This window comes from Desulfuromonadales bacterium (assembly GCA_035620395.1).
Taxonomy (GTDB): Bacteria; Desulfobacterota; Desulfuromonadia; order Desulfuromonadales; family DASPGW01; genus DASPGW01.
This window is the reverse complement of sequence record DASPGW010000001.1, coordinates 1-17,623: the sequence shown is the minus strand read 5'-3', so window position 1 is coordinate 17,623 and position 17,623 is coordinate 1. Positions and strand designations below refer to the sequence as shown.

Below are 17,623 nucleotides of genomic sequence, written 5' to 3'. Positions count from 1 at the left end.
TGATCAGGAGCGTCAGCGCCAGACCGGCGGAGACCAGACCCAGGTTAGCGGCCCAGCGCATCATCAAGAATCCGTAGCGAAATTCCCAAAGGCCGAAGCGCGTTCCGGGTCCCCCAATGAGCAGGAGAAAGGCGGCGATCGAGGCCAGCAACAGAGCTATACGAGAAAATTTCATGCTTGTTCACCCCTATCTTCGGGCTATATCGCTGTTTTTCTGCCTTTCGGTAACATCCATTTTATCATCGCCTTCTTGCGGCGTGATATTTTGATCATGAGTTGCGGAGTAGCTCATGGCAGTCTCGGTCACCAGGGGTTGTGAGACGCTGGTCCGCCAAGGACTACTTTGTCTATGCTGGCAATCCGCTACGACTTATCAGAAAATCTCTTCCTTGACGAGCCATCCTGCATCGGCTACATTGACGATGCCTTATTTTGCTGGATTTGCAGGAGGGTGGCTTGCTCGACAGGCTTAAAATCAAGACCCGCGAATGAGATGAACCGCTGTCGTCGCTGCCATGTGACCAGCGGTTTTTTTCATTTCTGTTTTGACCTGGCTCGAATCGGGGGAACTTGCGATTCGACCTGGAAGAACCAACTGCCGTCATTCTTTTCGTTGAAAGAACAAAGAGGGAGCTGTTGGATGGGGAAGAGCGGTGATATGGGCAGGGGTATGCCGAAGAAGAGCGGAGATCAACGAGGCCGGACCCTCTTGGGAGAGGCAGAGCCCGTGACGCAGAAGCCCTGCCTTGTAGTCGGTATCGGCGCCTCGGCCGGCGGGCAAGAAGCGTTGGAACAGATTTTCACCGCCATTCCTTCTGACTGCAACCTCGCCTTCGTGGTAATCATGCATCTCCCTCCGGTCGGGCCGTCGTTTATCTCCGAGCTGCTGGGCCGCTACACTCCCATGCAGGTGGTAACTGCCGAAGAGGGGATGGCACCCCGGCCGGAAACGGTTCATGTGATTCCCACCGGCAAGGAGTTGACGCTGAGCGGCGGCCTGTTCCGGCTTGAAACGCCGGCAGAGCAGCGCGAGGCCTTTCACCCAATCGACCGCTTTTTCCGCTCGCTTGCCCTGGAGACAGGGGAGCGAGCCATCGCGGTGATTCTTTCCGGCTCCGGAATCGACGGTGCCGAGGGTGTAAAGGCGGTCAAGAAAGCAGGGGGGACCGTCATCGTCCAGGACCCCGTCTCCGCCATCCATTCAGGCATGCCCCGCAGCGCCATAGCCACCGGTGCGGCGGACCTGATACTTCCGGCGGAAGAACTGGCGGAGAAAATCGCCGGCCTTGCACGAAGGTCCTGCTCCCTTCCTTCCCGGGCATGCCGAACGACAGCCATCGACGAGGAACTCGCCGCCGTTTTCTCCCTCGTCAAGGCCAGAACAGGCCACGATTTCAGCTCCTACAAAAGGAACACGGTTATCCGCCGGATCGAGCGGCGGATGGCGGTGAACGATGTGGCGGGGATTAAGAAATACATCGCCTTGCTTGAGCTCAGCGAGCTGGAGGCTCAAGCCCTCGGCCAGGAGATCCTCATCGGGGTCACCAGCTTCTTCCGCGACCCCGAGGCGTTCGAGGTGCTGCGCCGGGAAATCATCCCGCAGCTCTTCGCGAACCGCGACCTCGACGAGCCGGTTCGCATCTGGCACGCCTGCTGCGCCACCGGCGAAGAGGTCTATTCCACCGCCATCCTGATCAGCGAGTACCTGAACGAGCGGCGGCTCAATGCCAAGGTGCAGCTCTTTGCCACCGACATCGACGAAGCCGCCATCGCCCACGCCCGGGTCGGTTTGTATTCCGACGAAATCGCGGCGGACGTGGGTGAGGAGAGGCTCAAGGCATTCTTCACCAGGGTAGACGGGCGCTGGCAGGTGGCGAAGAAGCTGCGGGAGATGGTCGTCTTCGCCCACCACAGCCTGATCAAGGACCCCCCTTTCTCGCGGCTCGACCTCCTGGTCTGCCGCAACTTCCTCATCTACCTCAACCCCGACATGCAGAAGCGTCTCATCTCCCTCTTCCACCTGGCGCTGAAATCCGGGGGCTTCCTCTTCCTCGGCGCCTCTGAGACAGTGGGACGGCAGTCCGACCTTTTCACCCCCATAGACAAGAAGCTGAAGCTCTTCAAGCGCCGGGCGGGGCGTCGCGAAGAGACGATCTTCCCCTTTGCTGCCCCGGTCCGCAGATTTCCCAAGTCAGGGTTTCCGCCGCGGCTGGCCGGCGCCGGGGAGCCCAACCCCGGGCAAATTGCCGAAAAGCTCCTTTTGGAACGCTACTCTCCCCCTTGTATCCTGGTGAACGAGAACTACGAGGTGGTCCACGTATCCACCCACGGGAACCGTTTCCTTGAGGTGCCGGCGGGCGAGCCGACACGGGACATCCTGAAGATGGCAAGGGAAGAACTCCGCCCGGCTCTGCGGGCGGCGATCTACAAGGCCTTCGCAGAGCAGAAACAGGTTGTTTTCAGGGGGGTGAAGGCCGTTACGAACGGGGAGGAGGCGACGGTCAACGTGCTGGTTGAGCCGCTCAGCGCGCCGCCGCCGGCCGAGAAGCTGGCGATGGTGGTCCTGGAGCCGGTCCTTCCCCCGGCGTCGCAACCCACACCGTCCGGGGGCGGTGAGGCACTCGCCGGCGACGAAGCTTCCAAAGAGATGCTGGTCCGTCAGTTGGAGGAGCAGCTACGTATTACCCACGAACAGCTTCAGGCCGTTACCGAACAGCTCGAAACCTCGCAAGAGGGTTTCATGTCGGCCAATGAAGAGCTGATGTCGATCAACGAGGAGTTCCAGTCGGCCAACGAAGAACTTCAATCCACCAACGAGGAGCTGGAAACGTCGAAGGAAGAGCTCCAGGCCTTGAACGAAGAGCTGGTCACGGTCAATGCCGAGCTGCAGGGGAAGGTGGAAGAGCTCGACCGGGCCAACAGCGATATGGAGAACCTGTTCAAAAGCTCCGAGATCGCCACCTTCTTCCTCGATCGGCAGCTCACCATCAGACGCTTTTCCCCGGCGATGGCGAACATTTTCAACCTGATCCCGGCCGACATAGGCCGCCCCTTCCGGCACCTGGCGGGAACTATCGACTGGTCCGGCCTGCCGGAAGACGCCCGGACGGTGCTGGCGGCCCTCGCCCCGGTGGAGCGGGAGGTGGCGGCGTTGGAGGGTGGGCGGCATTACCTGATGCGGGTGCTCCCTTACCGGACCACCGAGGGAACCGTCGACGGCGTCGCGGTCACTCTCGTCGATATCACCGAGCGCAAGCGGGCCGAGGAACAAATCCGGAGCACCGCCCTGTTTCCCGAGGAGAACCCCTTCCCGATTCTGCGCGTGACCGGCGACGGCGCCTTGCAGTACGCCAATCGAGCCTCGGAGGCATTGCTGACGCAGTGGCAATGTTCCATCGGCGAGACGGTTCCGGAGTTCGTGCGCCGGGAGCTGGCGATGGCTCTGGAGAAGGGGGTGACTCGGGAGCTGGAAATCCGCTGCGGCGAGAGCGACCTCTCCTGCGTGCTCGTGCCGATCACCGAACGCGGCTACGTCAATCTCTACGGGCGCGACGTCACCGAGCGAAAACGGGCCGAAGCAGCACTGCGGGCGAGCGAGGAGCGCATGCGGCTCTTCATCGAGCATGCGCCCGCCGCTCTGGCGATGTTCGACCGCGAGATGCGCTACCTGTCTGCCAGCCGGCGCTGGCGCAGCGATTACGGCCTCGGCGAGCGCGAGCTGCAGGGTATGTCGCACTATGAAATCTTCCCGGAGATTCCCGCGGCGTGGCGGCAGGTCCATCGCCGCGGGCTGGCGGGGGAGGTGCTGCAAGCCGAGGGGGACCGCTTCGAGCGCGCCGATGGCTCGGTGCAGTGGGTGAAATGGGAAGTTCGGCCCTGGCTGGATGCCGCCGGCGAGGTCGGGGGAATTATCATCTTCACCGAAGACATCACCGAACGCAGGCAGGTCGAGCAGGCACTGCACGAGAGTGAGCAGCGCGTGCGCCGGAAGTTGGCGAGCGTGCTCTCTCCCGAGGGCGATCTGAGCGTGCTCGAACTGATCGACTTCCTTGACGCGCCGGCCCTCCAGAAGCTCATGGACGATTTCTACGCGGTGGCCCGCATTCCCATGAGCATCACCGACGTCAAGGGACGGGTGCTGGTGGGTGTTGGCTGGCAGGAGATCTGCACCCGTTTCCACCGCGTGCAGCCGGACACCTCCCGACACTGCCTGGAGAGCGACACCCAACTGTCGTCCGGGCTGGCTCGGGGCGAGTGCCGCCTGTACAAGTGCAAAAACAACCTCTGGGACATGGCCACGCCCATTATCGTGGCCGGCCAGCACCTGGGCAACATCTTCACCGGGCAGTTCTTCTTCGAGGACGAGACCATCGACCGCAAGCTCTTCCGCGCCCAAGCCCGGGAATTCGGCTTCGACGAGGAGGAATACCTGGCCGCCCTGAGCCGCGTTCCCCGCCTGAGCCGTGAAACCATCGATCGGGGCATGGCGTTTTTCCTCAAGCTGGCCGACATGCTCTCCCAACTCGGGTACAGCAACGTCAAACTTGCCCGGCTGCTGGCCGAACGCGACCACCTGACCGATTCGTTGCGCGAGAGCCGGGCGAAGCTGGATGCGGCTTTGAACAGCATGACCGACGCCGTGTTCATTTCCGATGGGCTGGGGCGGTTCATCGATTTCAACGATGCATTCGCAACATTCCACAGGTTCAGGAACAAGGACGAGTGCGCCAAAACCTTCGCCGAATACCCTGACATTCTGGATGTGTTCATGGCCAACGGGGAACCGGCACTTCCGGAGCAGTGGGCGGTTCCCAGAGCGTTGCAGGGTGAAACGGCCACGAACGCCGAGTACACTCTTCGCCGCAAAGACACGGGCGAAACCTGGGTTGGAAGCTACAGCTTCGCCCCCATTCACGACAATGACGGCAAGATCGTCGGGTCGGTGGTGGTGGGCCGCGACATCACCGAACTCAAGCGGGCCGAGGAAGCCTTGCGCCAGAGCGAGGAGCGCCTGAAGCGGGCGCAGGAGATCGCCCTTCTTGGCAGTTGGGAACTCGACCTGGCCGATAACAAGCTCACGTGGTCGGACGAAACGTACCGGATTTTTGGCCTTCAACCACAGGTGTTCGAGGCAACCTACGAGGCCTTCCTCGAAGCTGTGCATCCGGATGACCGATCGGCAGTGAACGAGGCGTATTCAGCTTCGCTGCGGGAAGGGCGTGATGCCTACGAAATCGAACATCGGGTCGTGCGGAAATCTACCGGTGAAATTCGTTACGTCCACGAAAAATGCGAACATTTCAGAGACGAAACCGGCAGGATCGTCCGGTCCGCGGGGATGGTTCATGACATCACCGAGCGCAAGCAGGCTGAAGACCGGCTTCGTGAGAACCAGAAGCATCTTCAGCATCTGGCCTACCATGATCTCCTCACCGGGCTGCCCAACCGCCTCCTCTTCCGGGAGCATCTGGTCAAGTCCATGGCAGCCGCCAGGCGCGCCGAAAGCAAGGTGGCGGTTCTGCTTCTGGACCTTGACCGCTTCAAGAACATCAACGACTCGCTCGGCCATCAGGCCGGCGACAAAGTCTTGCGGGAGGCGGCCGACCGGCTCAAATACTGGCTCCGGCAATCCGATACGGTAGCTCGGTTGGGGGGAGATGAATTTGGCATCATTCTGAACCAGATCGATGACTATAATCAGGCGGCTGCCGTCGCCGGAAAGCTGCTGGCGACTCTCCCGCAGCCGATTATTGTGGATAACCATGAACTTGCGGTCACCGGCAGCATCGGCATCAGCGTCTTCCCGGCCGACGCCGAGGAGGAAGAAAACCTGCTGAAGTTCGCCGATACGGCCATGTATCGGGCCAAGGAGAGGGGAAGGAACAATTTCCAGTTTTTTACGCCCGATATGAACGCCCGCACTCACGAGTTCCTGCTCATGGAAACCGCCCTGCGCAAGGCCTTGGATAATGAGCAGTTTCTTCTGCATTTCCAGCCACTGATTGATCTGGAGCAGGAGAACATCGTTGGGGTGGAGGCTCTGATCCGCTGGCGCCATCCGACCCTCGGGCTGGTCTCTCCGGCAGACTTTATCCCCCTGGCTGAAGAAACAGGCCTGATCATTCCCATCGGCGATTGGGTTCTGGAGACTGCCTGCACCCAGGCCAGGCTCTGGCAAGACCAGGGGCTGCCTCCCCTCCGCATGGCAGTCAACATCTCCGGCCGCCAGTTCCGGGAGCCCGACTTTGTCGACAAAGTGGAGAGAATTCTGCAGGCGAGCGGCCTGCACCCCCAATGTCTGGAGTTGGAGGTCACCGAAAGCGTAGTGATGGAAAACGTTGAAAAATCCATCATGACCTGGATCGATCTCAAAGTTCTGGGCATTTCCCTCTCTGTTGACGATTTCGGCACCGGCTACTCGTCCCTGAGCTATCTCAAGCAGTTTCCCATCCACAGCCTCAAGATCGACCGGACTTTCGTCCGTGATGTCACCAGCGATACCAACGATGCGGCTATCGCCTCTGCAATTATTGCCTTGGCACACACCATGGGACTAAAGGTCGTTGGCGAAGGGATCGAGACAGAGGAGCAACTGCGGTTCCTGAAAGATGGGGGATGTGATATGGGCCAGGGATATCTGTTCAGTCGCCCTCTCCCGGCCGAGGAAATTGTTCGGGAGATTCGCCGCTGGGAACATGCCGGGGCTGAAGATCGTAGCAACGGTCGAAATCAGTGAAACGGAGCCCCTTGCCGCTTTTTGTTTTTCACCCTCCATAGACATAGAAATGGCCAATCACGAAAACGGGATTGGCCATTCTTTCTTTGCAGGAGATTTGGTACGGCTTGTGGCGAAGGTTACTGAGAGTCTACCCAAAATGCTTAGCTACGCCCCTCGCCAAGGGGCACAAAACCATCAATGCAGAGATGCATGCAAGTCGATGTGAATCGACCCGCCATTCCTTACCCTTCCACCTTCTCCCACGCATGAGGGATAGTCGCGGGGAATGGATACATAATCAGATGTTCGCGATCCCCCACGTACAGCCCGCCTTCGGCCTCCTGCCGGTAACCGATCCACTCGTGGAAGGGAATCTGGTTCAGACAATCCTCAAAGACGATGGTCTTGGTCTTTTTCGTATCCCTTTCGGCAAGTTCCCGCCGGGCATCGTTGAAGCGGCTTTGGGCAGCCATTTGCGGCTGTTCGTGACTGATCTCGGTAAACATCACCTGGCGGAACATCTTCCCGGGTCGATGCGTGGCATACCAGGCATACTCGGACGGGGTCAGGTTTGAAAGCATGACGAACTGGATCGGACTGATAACCATGTACAGGCGAGGGGTGCGCGGTCCGACCAATGGTTGGGCGATGACGTGAGCAATCTCATCGCTGGTCATTCGCTCATGACAGTTATGGCTGCTGTAGGTTGCCAACTGTTTCGCCTCGCCTAAGGCCAGCGTCTTACCGCCGGTCTTGACCAGGTGGCAACTTGTGTAGGCAGAAAGTGGGACACAGTTGAAAGCGTCATTTGACAGGGCGGTTTTGGTCCGACTCCCTGCCTTTACTCCGGCAAGGGCCTGAATCGAATCCGCACAATGTTCCCGCCAACCACCTTCATCGAGATAGACAAACAACGGCTTCACCCCGTCCGTGGCAAGATTCACCATAATGCTGCGGCCGCGAAAGTGCTTGCCGGACCCGGGGCTGCGATGTTGGGCCAATCCGTCGATGCCGAGACTGGTGGCCGTGACGTTACCATGGGGGAGTGTCAGTATGAGTTGTGGCTCGTTCATAGGAAGCGGCTCCTTAGAAATTGGATTAACACCAGGCTGCGTGCTTCAAAAGGCGTCATGCATTGCACTACATTTTACTCAATAACGGCACGATCAGAAGCGAGACGATGTTGATGATCTTGATCATCGGGTTGACCGCCGGGCCGGCGGTGTCCTTGTAAGGATCGCCGACGGTGTCGCCAGTGACGGCGGCCTTGTGGGCCTCGCCGCCCTTGCCGCCGAAGTGGCCGTCTTCGATGTACTTCTTGGCGTTGTCCCAGGCACCGCCGCCGGTGGTCATGGAGATGGCGACGAAGATGCCGGTGACGATGGAGCCGACGATCACCCCGCCGAGGGCCTTGGGGCCGAGGGTGAAACCGACGATGATCGGCGCGGCGATGGGGATCAGGCCGGGGATGATCATCTCCTTGAGGGCGGTCTTGGTGACGATGTCGACGCAGGAAGCGTAGTCCGGCTTGCCGGTCCCCTCCATGATCCCTTTAATCTCGCGGAACTGGCGCCGCACTTCCTCGACCACCGAGCCGCCGGCCTTGCCAACCGCCTCCATGCACTGGGCGGCGAAGTAGTAAGGGAGGAGGCCGCCGATGAAGAGACCGACAATGATGTACGGGTCGGAAAGATCGAAGACGATCTCCTTGCCGGCCAGTTTCAGCTCGTCGACGTAGGAGGCGAAAAGGATGACCGCGGCTAGACCGGCCGAGCCGATGGCATAGCCCTTGGTGACCGCCTTGGTGGTGTTGCCAACCGCATCCAGCGGATCGGTCACGGCACGGACCGAGTCGTCCAGTTCGGCCATCTCTGCAATGCCGCCGGCGTTGTCGGTGATCGGGCCATAGGCGTCCATGGCGACGACGATCCCGGTCAAGGAAAGCATGGAAACCGCGGCGATGGCGATGCCGTAGAGGCCGGCGCAGTTGAAGGAGACGATGATCCCCGCGGCAATGACGATCACCGGGGCGGCGGTCGCCTTCATCGAGATGCCGAGGCCGGCGATGATGTTGGTGCCGTGGCCGGTGGTCGAGGCCTGGGCAATGTGCTTGACCGGGCCGTAGTCGGTGCCGGTGTAGTACTCGGTGATCCAGAAGATCGCACCGGTGACGACCAGGCCGACCAAGGCGGCGATGAAGATGCTGCCGGCGCTAAAGGTCTGGCCGGCAGTGTTGGTCAGCCCCTGCGGGAACATGCTGTTGGTGATGAAGAAGAAGGCGCCGGCGGCCAACACCCCGGAGGCGATCAGCCCTTTGTAGAGGGCGGGCATGATCTTGCGCGAGGCAGGGAGTTTGACGAAGAGGGTCGAGACGATCGAGGCGATGATCGAAACCCCGCCGAGGATCAACGGGTAGGTCACGGCGCTGGCGTTGCCGCCGAAGGCGATGGCACCGAGCAGCATGGCGGCGATCAGGGTGACGGCGTAGGTTTCGAAGAGGTCGGCGGCCATGCCGGCGCAGTCGCCGACGTTGTCACCGACGTTGTCGGCAATGACCGCCGGGTTGCGCGGGTCGTCCTCGGGGATACCGGCTTCCACCTTGCCGACCAGGTCGGCGCCGACGTCAGCCCCCTTGGTGAAAATGCCGCCGCCGAGACGGGCGAAGATCGAAATCAGCGAACCACCGAAACCGAGGCCGACCAGGGAGTTGCAGACGATCTTGACTTTCTCCGGACTGTCCGGAACGACCTGGTTGAGGATGAAGTAGTAGCCGGCCACGCCGAGGAGACCGAGACCGACCACCAGCATGCCGGTGATCGCACCGCCTTTGAAGGCGACGCCGAGGGCCTTCTCCATCCCCGATTTGGCGGCTTCGGTGGTGCGGACGTTGGCGCGCACCGAGACGAACATGCCGATGAACCCGGTCAGGCCGGAAAAGAGGGCACCGATGGCGAAGCCGATTGCGGTCTTGAGGCCGAGGGAGGCGGCGAGCAACACGAAGATCACTACCCCGACCGCGGCAATAATCTGGTACTGGCGCTTCATGTAGGCGCCAGCCCCTTCCTGGATGGCGGCGGCAATCCGCTTCATCCGCTCATCTCCCTGGGGAAGGCCAAGTATCCAGCGGGCGGAGATGATTCCGTAGGCGATGGCGGCTAAGGCGCAGAGCAGGGCAAAGGGGACTGCATACTGTTGCATTTTGACTGACTCCTTTCGAAGAGGAAAAACCCCTGAAAATCAAGACGATTTTCGGAGCGGAATAGCAATCTCAAGCAATTGATCCAACGGCAAAAAAAATCTCGGCACACGAAAAAAGAGTGACCGGAAACTGCACGTGACGTTGGCGATAGACGTATCGGCCGACTTCCCGACAAGTTGTCTTTCGTAAAGACCTTGACCAAGGCATGTAAGCCCACGAGGTTGCAGCAACACATGCCTGGAGGAATCGATTCCAACCGTTTTAGGAATGACTCCGTATTGCTATGGCAAGTCAGTTCAAATCAGCAGCACCGGACAGCGAACATGGTGCAGGACATGATTGGAGACCGCACCGAACAGGACGTCGCGAATCTCCCCTGACTCCCGCCGGCCGAGAATCACCAGGTCGAATCTCTCTTCGTTGGCGATTCGGCAGATGGTTTCGCGCGGCGAGCCGAACTCCAGGCGGCCCGTACAGGCCACCCCGGCGGCGAGAAAACGGGCCACCTGCTCCTGAAGCAGATGCTCCCCGGATTTACGGGCTGCCTCACGGATCATCTCCAGTTGGGGAGCGGGGATCATCCGGTAGGCGAGTCTTTCGACGTTAACCACGTGCAGTACGGTCAACGGCGCCCGGAACTGGGCCTTGCGGCCAATAATCGCCTCGATCATGCGGTTTGCGGCAGCGGAACCATTCACAGGCACCAGAACTTTTCGGTCCATGACTCGTTCCCCTCTTCGATCAATTGTTGGCGTAGAGCAGGTTCGGCAGAAACAGCACCAGGTCCGGCCAGTAGGTGTAAAGCGCCAGCAGCGCAAGTTGGATCAGCAGGAACGGCATGACGGCGCGGGTGACGTAAAGGATGTCACGATCGACCAGGGCCTGGGCGATGTAAAGACTCACGCCAAGCGGCGGAGTACAGTAGCCGACACCTAGATTAACCGTCATCAGCAGGCCGAAGTGCAGCGTGCTGATCCCGTACTTGTGCAACAGCGGCAGGAAGATCGGGGTCAGGATCAGGGTGGCCGAGATGATGTCCATAAACATGCCCACGACCAGCAGCAGACCGTTGACCGCCAGCAGGAACATCCATGGGCTGCTTATGCTCTCCACCACGGCGTTGGCCACTTTATCCGGTACTTGCGCGAAGGTCAGGTATTCACCGAACACCGAGGCGCCGGCGACGATCGCCAGCAGTGTCGCCGAGGTCACCGCCGAGGAGACGATTACCTGTTTGACCTGGGTGAATTTCATGTCCTTGTGGATGAAAATCTCGACGAAAAAGGCGTAGAAGCAGGCCACCACCGCCGCCTCGTTGGCCGTAAAGACCCCCGAGTAGATTCCGACGCTGATCAGCACCGGCAACATCAGCGCCCAAATGCTCTCGCGAAGCACGTTAATGGTTTCGGTCAGCGTCGGCCGAGGAGGCGTCTGCATGCCTTGGCGGCGGCAAACGTACCAGCAGTAAAGTGACATGCAGACGATGATCAGGACCCCGGGGATGTAGCCGGTGAGAAACAGCGCCTCGATGGAATCATTGGTAACCATGGCGTAGAGAATCATCGAGATCGACGGCGGGATGATGATCCCCAGGATCGGTGCGCTTGTCATCGCGCCGACACTGAATTTCTGGTCGTAGCCCTTCTCCACCAGCGCCGGGATCATGACACCGCCGATAGCTACCATGGTCGCCACGGTTGATCCGGAGATCGCTCCGAAGAAGCCGCATGCCAGCACCCCGGCAATCGCCAGGCCGCCGGGCAGCCAGCCGACCAGGATATTGGCGGTGTTGATCAGTTTTTTGACGATGCTGCCGGTGGTCATGATGTTGCCGCACAGCACGAAGAACAGCACCACCACCAGGGCGAACTTGTCCATGCTGCGGTAGAGGACCTCGATGACGATCTGCGGATCGATTCCCGCCCCCCACATCAGCCCGGCCAGCCCGGCGAAAAACAGGGCCATGAACACTGGTACGGTTGCCGCCATCGAGCCGAGGAGAAGACCGAGGATAATCAGCGGACTCACGCTCATGACTCTCCCTCCTTGATCCCGGTCCAGTCCTCGACCGCGACGATGATGGTGCGCAAATACATCATCACCCCCATCAGCGGCAGGATCGCGTAGAAGTACCACTCCGGGATCTGCAGCGAGGCAGTGCGAGCGTACTCGTCCTGGTAGACTGATATGGTCATCCGCCAGCCGAGCCGCACCATCAGGGCGGAGAAAAGCAGCACCGACAGGTGGTTGACCAGGGTCAGTGAGCGCCTGGTCAGCGGTACCAACTGGGTCAGCACGTCGATGCGGATCAGGCTGCGGCTGCGCACCGCCGCCACGCAGCCGATGTAAGTGCAGAAGTAGATCGCTTTGCGGACGACTTCGTCCGACCAGTACAAATTAATGCTGCTGGTGGTCTTCCGCAGCACGATGTTGGCCAGCGCCACCAGCAGAGCGACGCTCACCGTCAAAAAAAGCGACCAGTCTTCCAGGAAAGCCAAGGAGCGGTCGATTAACCGAAATATCCCGCGAAGCATTCTTCCCCCTTATCCTGCGATCTTCCCCGGGCACGGGGAGCCGCGCCGAGAAACGATGGCAAATCCAGGCATGCCCTCGTTCCTGCGGACAACCCGCCGTTCTCGTTTTGCCGGCCGCCTTCCATTAGGTGAAATGGATTCGGCTCAGACAATCCTTGAAGACGACGATCCTGATGATTGACCCATGCCGCAATTTGCCAACGCGTAGGGGCCTGCAGAATTGCGGCGCAGGATCAACAAAGAGATTTGTTCAATTAGGGGAGACTTCAGGAGAGCGGTGGGGGGCGCGGAAGGAATTGCGGGTGATCACTGACAAGCCACGGTGGGATGATAATGACTTGAAGAAAAATGGCCCCGGATTCTACAAGTTGATCTGCCAGGGCAGGGACAGCAAGTTCCGTTTTCTTTTCAGAAGATTGTTTGGCGGTCTTGCCGTAGCTGGTCGGGTCAGCCGGGCTGCCCACCACCTCGGAGCTGAAATCCAGGGATGACAGTTCAAACGGTCTGTCAGGTCCCTGCACAGGCAGAGCCGCCCAGTACCCGGCCGGCAAGGACAGGGTCAGGAACAGCAGAGCGATGAGCCATATTCCTGCCGGCCCAAGGGCTCCGATCAATCGCTTGCTAATCATCTTGATTGGCACAGTAGGCCTGCTTGTTTACCGTCAATAGGCAGTCATTCGAGGCGCAATAGTATGACAACATAAGAAAAATTGCCATCCAAAACTTCACGATCCGGAGATCGGTATTACGGTTGGAGGCCCATGGATCCCGATGTTCGGATTGCTTCCCAAGGAAGGGGAACTCCCATTCTGGTGGCAGGAACCGTCAGCTTTTTTCCAGGCGGCATTTCTCGTAATAAAGGAAAATTGCTGCCTTGTCCGTCTGCGACGATGGGAGGGAGCCCGTTGGCTTCGACGGACCACTGGGCGGCGGTTTCACCTGGCCAGCCGGGAAAGTGCAAAGTTGAAGCAATGGGCATAGGTCAGCACGGCGAGGAGGAAACAGAAGAGGGCGGTGCTCATGATGAAAGTGGCTGAGGGTGCGAGCAGGATGAAGACGGCGAAAGACAGAAACACGGATGCCTTGATCAGGTCCGCGAAGATCCTCTGGTGCCGCAGGTCTTTTCGCGCTTCCGGGGAAAGATCGGCCGCCTGGGAAGCGGCTTCCCGTCTGGCTTCGTGTGCGGCCAGTTGCCGAATGGGGTAGAACAGAAGCAGCTGGATGACCAGAGCGGTAATGAGGCTGTTGAGGAAGACCTGCGGCATCCCCTTGGCTCGGAACAGTTGCTGGAAGTGATAGGCCATGTACAGAAACAGCCCGAAAATGAATACCTGGACGACTCGGAAGATGATGATCAGCCGCTTCAGTCGATGGTTCACACCGTTCTCCGCTCGTATCATTTGTGATGCCTGCTTCGCTGCTCCATCTCCGCCCAGTGCTTCTGCCAGTCTTTTTTCCGCACCAGATGAAGGAGCACCAGGCCGCCAAGGATGACAACGCCCCAGAACACGCCCATGACGCTGCCGTGGAAAGCGCCCCCGCCGAAAAGACCGAGGCCGATCAGTCCCAGCAGGGTTTCCAGCGAGAAGATCCTTTCCGGCAGGGTTCGATTTGCTGTTGGGCTCATGTGACCTCCCGACATTCTCTGGGCCGATTCGTACTGGCGCCGCCCTGCTCCGATTCCAGGATCAGGCGGGGAATTTCCATTTCGGCCAGCAAGGACGGACGGTGGGAAATGGTGGAGACATACAGATTCCTGCTGCAGACGCGGCTGATCCAGCGTTTAAGTTGGTTGAGGGGCAAGCGCGCCGCCTGCTCGGATGTGGCGGCAGGAATGGCGGCGAGAAGCTCCTCCTTGAGACCCAGGAAGCGGCGGTCGCGCAAAGCGGCCTCGAGAGTCCGCCGGTCAGCAAGCTGAATCTGTTTTGCCGTCAGCGGGCCCAACACCAGACTGGCTGCCGCCACCCGCCGAGGGAAGGAAGCCAGAATCTCGAGAAGTACCATGGCGCCCCGGCCGATCCCGAAGGTTACGGCCCGGCCGATGCCCAGGTAATTGAGCAAAGCGACCGCCGTTCGGGAGCAGGCAGGCAGGTCCACGGCAGGAAGCTTCCCCTTCATGAAGCCACCAAGATTGGTAACGATCACCCGGTAACCGGCCTCCGCCAGGGGCACGAAGAGCTGGCCGATCTCCTTGTTCGACGGGCCGTCCTGCAGGATCAGGATGGCGGGGCCGGCACCGGCTTCCACATAATTGACGAATTGATCATTAATGTTGGTTTTCATCCCTGTTTTCTCTCTCTCTCTCGAAAAGCGGCTTTTTCACACCAGGGTGAATCAATGCCGTGCCGGACGGACCCGAAAAAGCGGGGGGAAGGCGGACCCTCCCCCCAATCACAGAGGACATGGTTTAATGGTCGACGGCTTTCGCAATGCCGATGCCTGTGTTCTGGCGTACGTACAGCTCGTCGAACATCTCCTCCGAGCGCCGGCTGCGGAAAGCGAGGGCACCGAGGACGGCGGCCAGGAAGCCGACCGGGATGGAAACGATGCCGGGGTTCTTCAGGGTGAACAGGGGCGCCTTCAGCCCCAGCATGGAGGTCCCGCCATCGTTCGCGGCGAAATCGGTCTTCGCCTTGGCAAGATCCGTCACTTCCTTCTCGCTCAGGGCACCGCCGTCGGTGACCTTTTTCTCCAGAACCGTAATGGTTTTCTTGGCGGCGTCCGCCGCGGCCTGCGGGTAGGTCATGTTCGGGGAGATCATGACCAGGCCGATGGAGACGACGGTGCCGACGACCAGTCCGCAGATGGTTCCGGCGGTGTTGAACCGGCGCCAGAAGAGTGAGAGGACGACGACCGGCAGGTTCCCGGAGGAGGCGACGGCGAAGGCCAGCGCCACCAGGTGGGCGACGTTCTGCTTCTCGGCGGCGATGCCGATGACGATGCCGACGGCGCCGACGCAGAGGGAGGTGATGCGGGCGGCCCTGACCTGCTCGTGCTGGTCGGCATGGCCGTCCTTGATGACGTTGACGTAGATGTCGTGGGCGATGGCGGCCGAGGCGGCCAGCACCAGGCCGGAGACGACCGCCAGGATGGTGGCGAAGGCGACGGCGCAGAGGAAGGCGAGGAAGAGGTCCCCGACGATCGGGGCGATGTCGCCGCCGAGCTGCTGGGCGAGCAGCATGGTCGCCATGTTCCCGCCCTTGTCGAACATCGAGATCTTCTGCGGGGTGACGTGGATGGCGGCGCCGAAGCCGAGCAGGGTGGTCAGGATGTAGAAGGTGCCGATGATGAACATGGCAATGATGACGCTCTTGCGGGCCGCCTGGGCGGTCGGCACGGTGAAGAAGCGCATCAGGATGTGCGGCATGCCGGCGGTGCCGAGGACGAGGGCCATGCCGAGGGAGATCTGGTCAAGAGGGTTCTTCAGGAAAAGGCCGGGCTCGAGGAAACGCTGCCCGTAGTCGAAGCCGGCCTCGGGGACCGGATGCTTCAACACACCCTTCTGCACCCATTCCTGGATGTTGGCGTTGGTCGCGATATCGGAGAAGAAGCCGATAGGGTTCATGCCGGCCTTGATGCCGACCAGCACCGCGAGCAGGGTCGCGCCCGACATGAGCAGGCCGGCCTTGATGATCTGCACCCAGGTGGTAGCCGTCATGCCGCCGAAGACGACGTAGCCGACCATCAGGATGCCGACGCCGATGATCGCCATCTTGTAGTCGACGCCGATCAGCAGTTGCATCAGCTTGCCGGCGCCGACCATCTGGGCGGTCAGATAGAAGGTGGAGACGGAGACGACGGAGAGGGCGCAGACGGCGCGCACCGGCTTGGGATTGGTGCGGAAGGAGAGGATATCGCCCAGAGTGTACTTGCCGGCGTTCCGGCACGGTTCGGCGACGATCAGCAGCACGGTGATGTAGGCGACCAGCCAGCCGACGGAGTACATGAAACCATCATAGCCGTAGAGAGAGATCAGTCCGGAAATCCCCAGGAAGGAGGCGGCCGACATGTAGTCACCGGCGATCGCCCAGCCGTTCTGGGTGCCGGTGATGCCGCCGCCGGCGGCATAGAAGTCGGCCGCGGTCTTCGTTTTCCGGGCCGAATTGACGACGACGGCGAGCGTGATGGCGATGATGACGAGGAACATGCCGATGGTAATGGTCTTGTTGGCCTTGATCTCGGGTTTTGCCGCCGGCGCCGCAGGAGCGGCCGGGGCCGGCGCTTGGGCCGGCGCCTGGACTGCGGGCGCAGCCTGAGCCACGGACGGGGAAGCGGCGACAGCCGCCAAAACCGCCTGGGCGGCGTCGCCGGGTTTGGCCGCGTCGGCGGCGCCGGCGAGGCCCGCCAGGGCGAAAACGAGGGTGAAAACGATCAGCAGTCTTTTCATCGGCGCACCTCCTACTGCAGCTCGTCGATCAGCTCTTGGGTGAGCCGGTCGAACTTCTGGTTGGCGATCTTGGCGTAGTACATGGCGATCCCCCAGGAGACGAAGAACTGGGAGAGGGCGAAGAGGTAGCCGAAGTTGATGTTGCCGATGATCTTCACCTTGAACAGGCCGGGCGCATAGGCGGCGCCGATTGGCAGGAGGAAGTAGAAAACCGTGGAAAAAATCCACCAGCCAAAGAGGAAAACGGTTTTTCGGTGGTGCAGTTCGACGAACTTCGGGTGTCGGGCAATGGAAGCCCAATCCAAGGTTTTCAGTGCCATGAGAATGCTCCTCTCGCAAATGATTTCAACTTCTGAAACACCGGAGCCCAAGGCCCCCCTTGCTGTTGTCGCGATTCAGGAATAGCCGAATTTTTCATTCATTGCTGCCTCCCTTGCAGGTGATGGTCAAACCCTGATGCGGTACACGAATCGGCGGCGCTAGGGCGCATTGCCGTTCAGGGGATGGTCGTGGAGCGCTCCGGTCTGCATGGACGACTCCATGGGCGGCACGCTGTTTCATTGCGTCCGGGACCCCGGGGGTGGGGCAGGCCGATGACACGGCGCGCAAGTCTCCCTGAGAAGGCAGGACTTGTCAGGACGTCATGGAGAAAAAACTACGGGTGAGGCACGATCGGGTTTCAGGCGGTGCGAAGATGCAGGTGTGCCGGAGGCGGCCGGGGCAAGAAAGGTGCAGGGGGAAAGGCTGCGGATGGGATGACGGCCAGATGTGTCCAGACAGGACGG

At 60.4% G+C, this 17,623-nt stretch carries 12 protein-coding genes; 1 reads left to right on the top strand and 11 read right to left on the bottom strand.

Annotated elements, in window-relative coordinates; all coding sequences use genetic code 11:
• Window positions 1-727: 727 nt before the first annotated feature.
• The gene (locus VD811_00060; GenBank protein ID HXV19362.1) at window positions 728-6,736 is read left to right on the top strand and encodes an EAL domain-containing protein; all 6,009 of its coding nucleotides are present in this window, start codon (window positions 728-730) and stop codon (window positions 6,734-6,736) included.
• A 224-nt stretch (window positions 6,737-6,960) separates the two neighbouring features.
• Here VD811_00060 and VD811_00055 read toward each other — a convergent pair whose 3' ends face one another.
• From VD811_00055 to VD811_00005, 11 genes are all read right to left on the bottom strand, one after another.
• A complete protein-coding gene (locus tag VD811_00055; protein ID HXV19361.1) occupies window positions 6,961-7,791 on the bottom strand; it encodes a hypothetical protein in 831 nt (276 codons plus the stop codon).
• 67 nt (window positions 7,792-7,858) lie between these two features.
• Window positions 7,859-9,916: a sodium-translocating pyrophosphatase gene (locus VD811_00050; GenBank protein ID HXV19360.1), complete on the bottom strand. Its 2,058-nt coding sequence runs from the start codon at window positions 9,914-9,916 to the stop codon at window positions 7,859-7,861.
• A 297-nt stretch (window positions 9,917-10,213) separates the two neighbouring features.
• Entirely contained in the window at window positions 10,214-10,639 is a 426-nt protein-coding gene (locus tag VD811_00045) for a universal stress protein (protein ID HXV19359.1), read from the bottom strand.
• A gap of 19 nt (window positions 10,640-10,658) precedes the next feature.
• Window positions 10,659-11,951 (bottom strand): TRAP transporter large permease, encoded by a 1,293-nt coding sequence (locus tag VD811_00040; GenBank protein ID HXV19358.1) that lies wholly within the window; start codon window positions 11,949-11,951, stop codon window positions 10,659-10,661.
• On the bottom strand, window positions 11,948-12,451 hold the full coding sequence (locus VD811_00035) for a TRAP transporter small permease (protein ID HXV19357.1): 504 nt from the start codon (window positions 12,449-12,451) through the stop codon (window positions 11,948-11,950). Before VD811_00035 ends, VD811_00040 begins: the two co-directional genes overlap by 4 nt.
• A 266-nt stretch (window positions 12,452-12,717) precedes the next feature.
• The gene (locus VD811_00030; GenBank protein ID HXV19356.1) at window positions 12,718-13,092 is read right to left on the bottom strand and encodes a hypothetical protein; all 375 of its coding nucleotides are present in this window, start codon (window positions 13,090-13,092) and stop codon (window positions 12,718-12,720) included.
• Window positions 13,093-13,386: 294 nt separating this feature from the next.
• A complete protein-coding gene (locus VD811_00025) occupies window positions 13,387-13,830 on the bottom strand; it encodes a hypothetical protein (GenBank protein ID HXV19355.1) in 444 nt (147 codons plus the stop codon).
• Between the two features lie 17 nt (window positions 13,831-13,847).
• A complete protein-coding gene (locus VD811_00020; protein HXV19354.1) occupies window positions 13,848-14,078 on the bottom strand; it encodes a hypothetical protein in 231 nt (76 codons plus the stop codon).
• The gene (locus VD811_00015; protein ID HXV19353.1) at window positions 14,075-14,734 is read right to left on the bottom strand and encodes a hypothetical protein; all 660 of its coding nucleotides are present in this window, start codon (window positions 14,732-14,734) and stop codon (window positions 14,075-14,077) included. Before VD811_00015 ends, VD811_00020 begins: the two co-directional genes overlap by 4 nt.
• Before the next feature lie 124 nt (window positions 14,735-14,858).
• Window positions 14,859-16,838 (bottom strand): cation acetate symporter, encoded by a 1,980-nt coding sequence (locus VD811_00010; protein HXV19352.1) that lies wholly within the window; start codon window positions 16,836-16,838, stop codon window positions 14,859-14,861.
• Between the two features lie 11 nt (window positions 16,839-16,849).
• On the bottom strand, window positions 16,850-17,158 hold the full coding sequence (locus tag VD811_00005; GenBank protein ID HXV19351.1) for a DUF485 domain-containing protein: 309 nt from the start codon (window positions 17,156-17,158) through the stop codon (window positions 16,850-16,852).
• Window positions 17,159-17,623 lie beyond the last annotated feature (465 nt).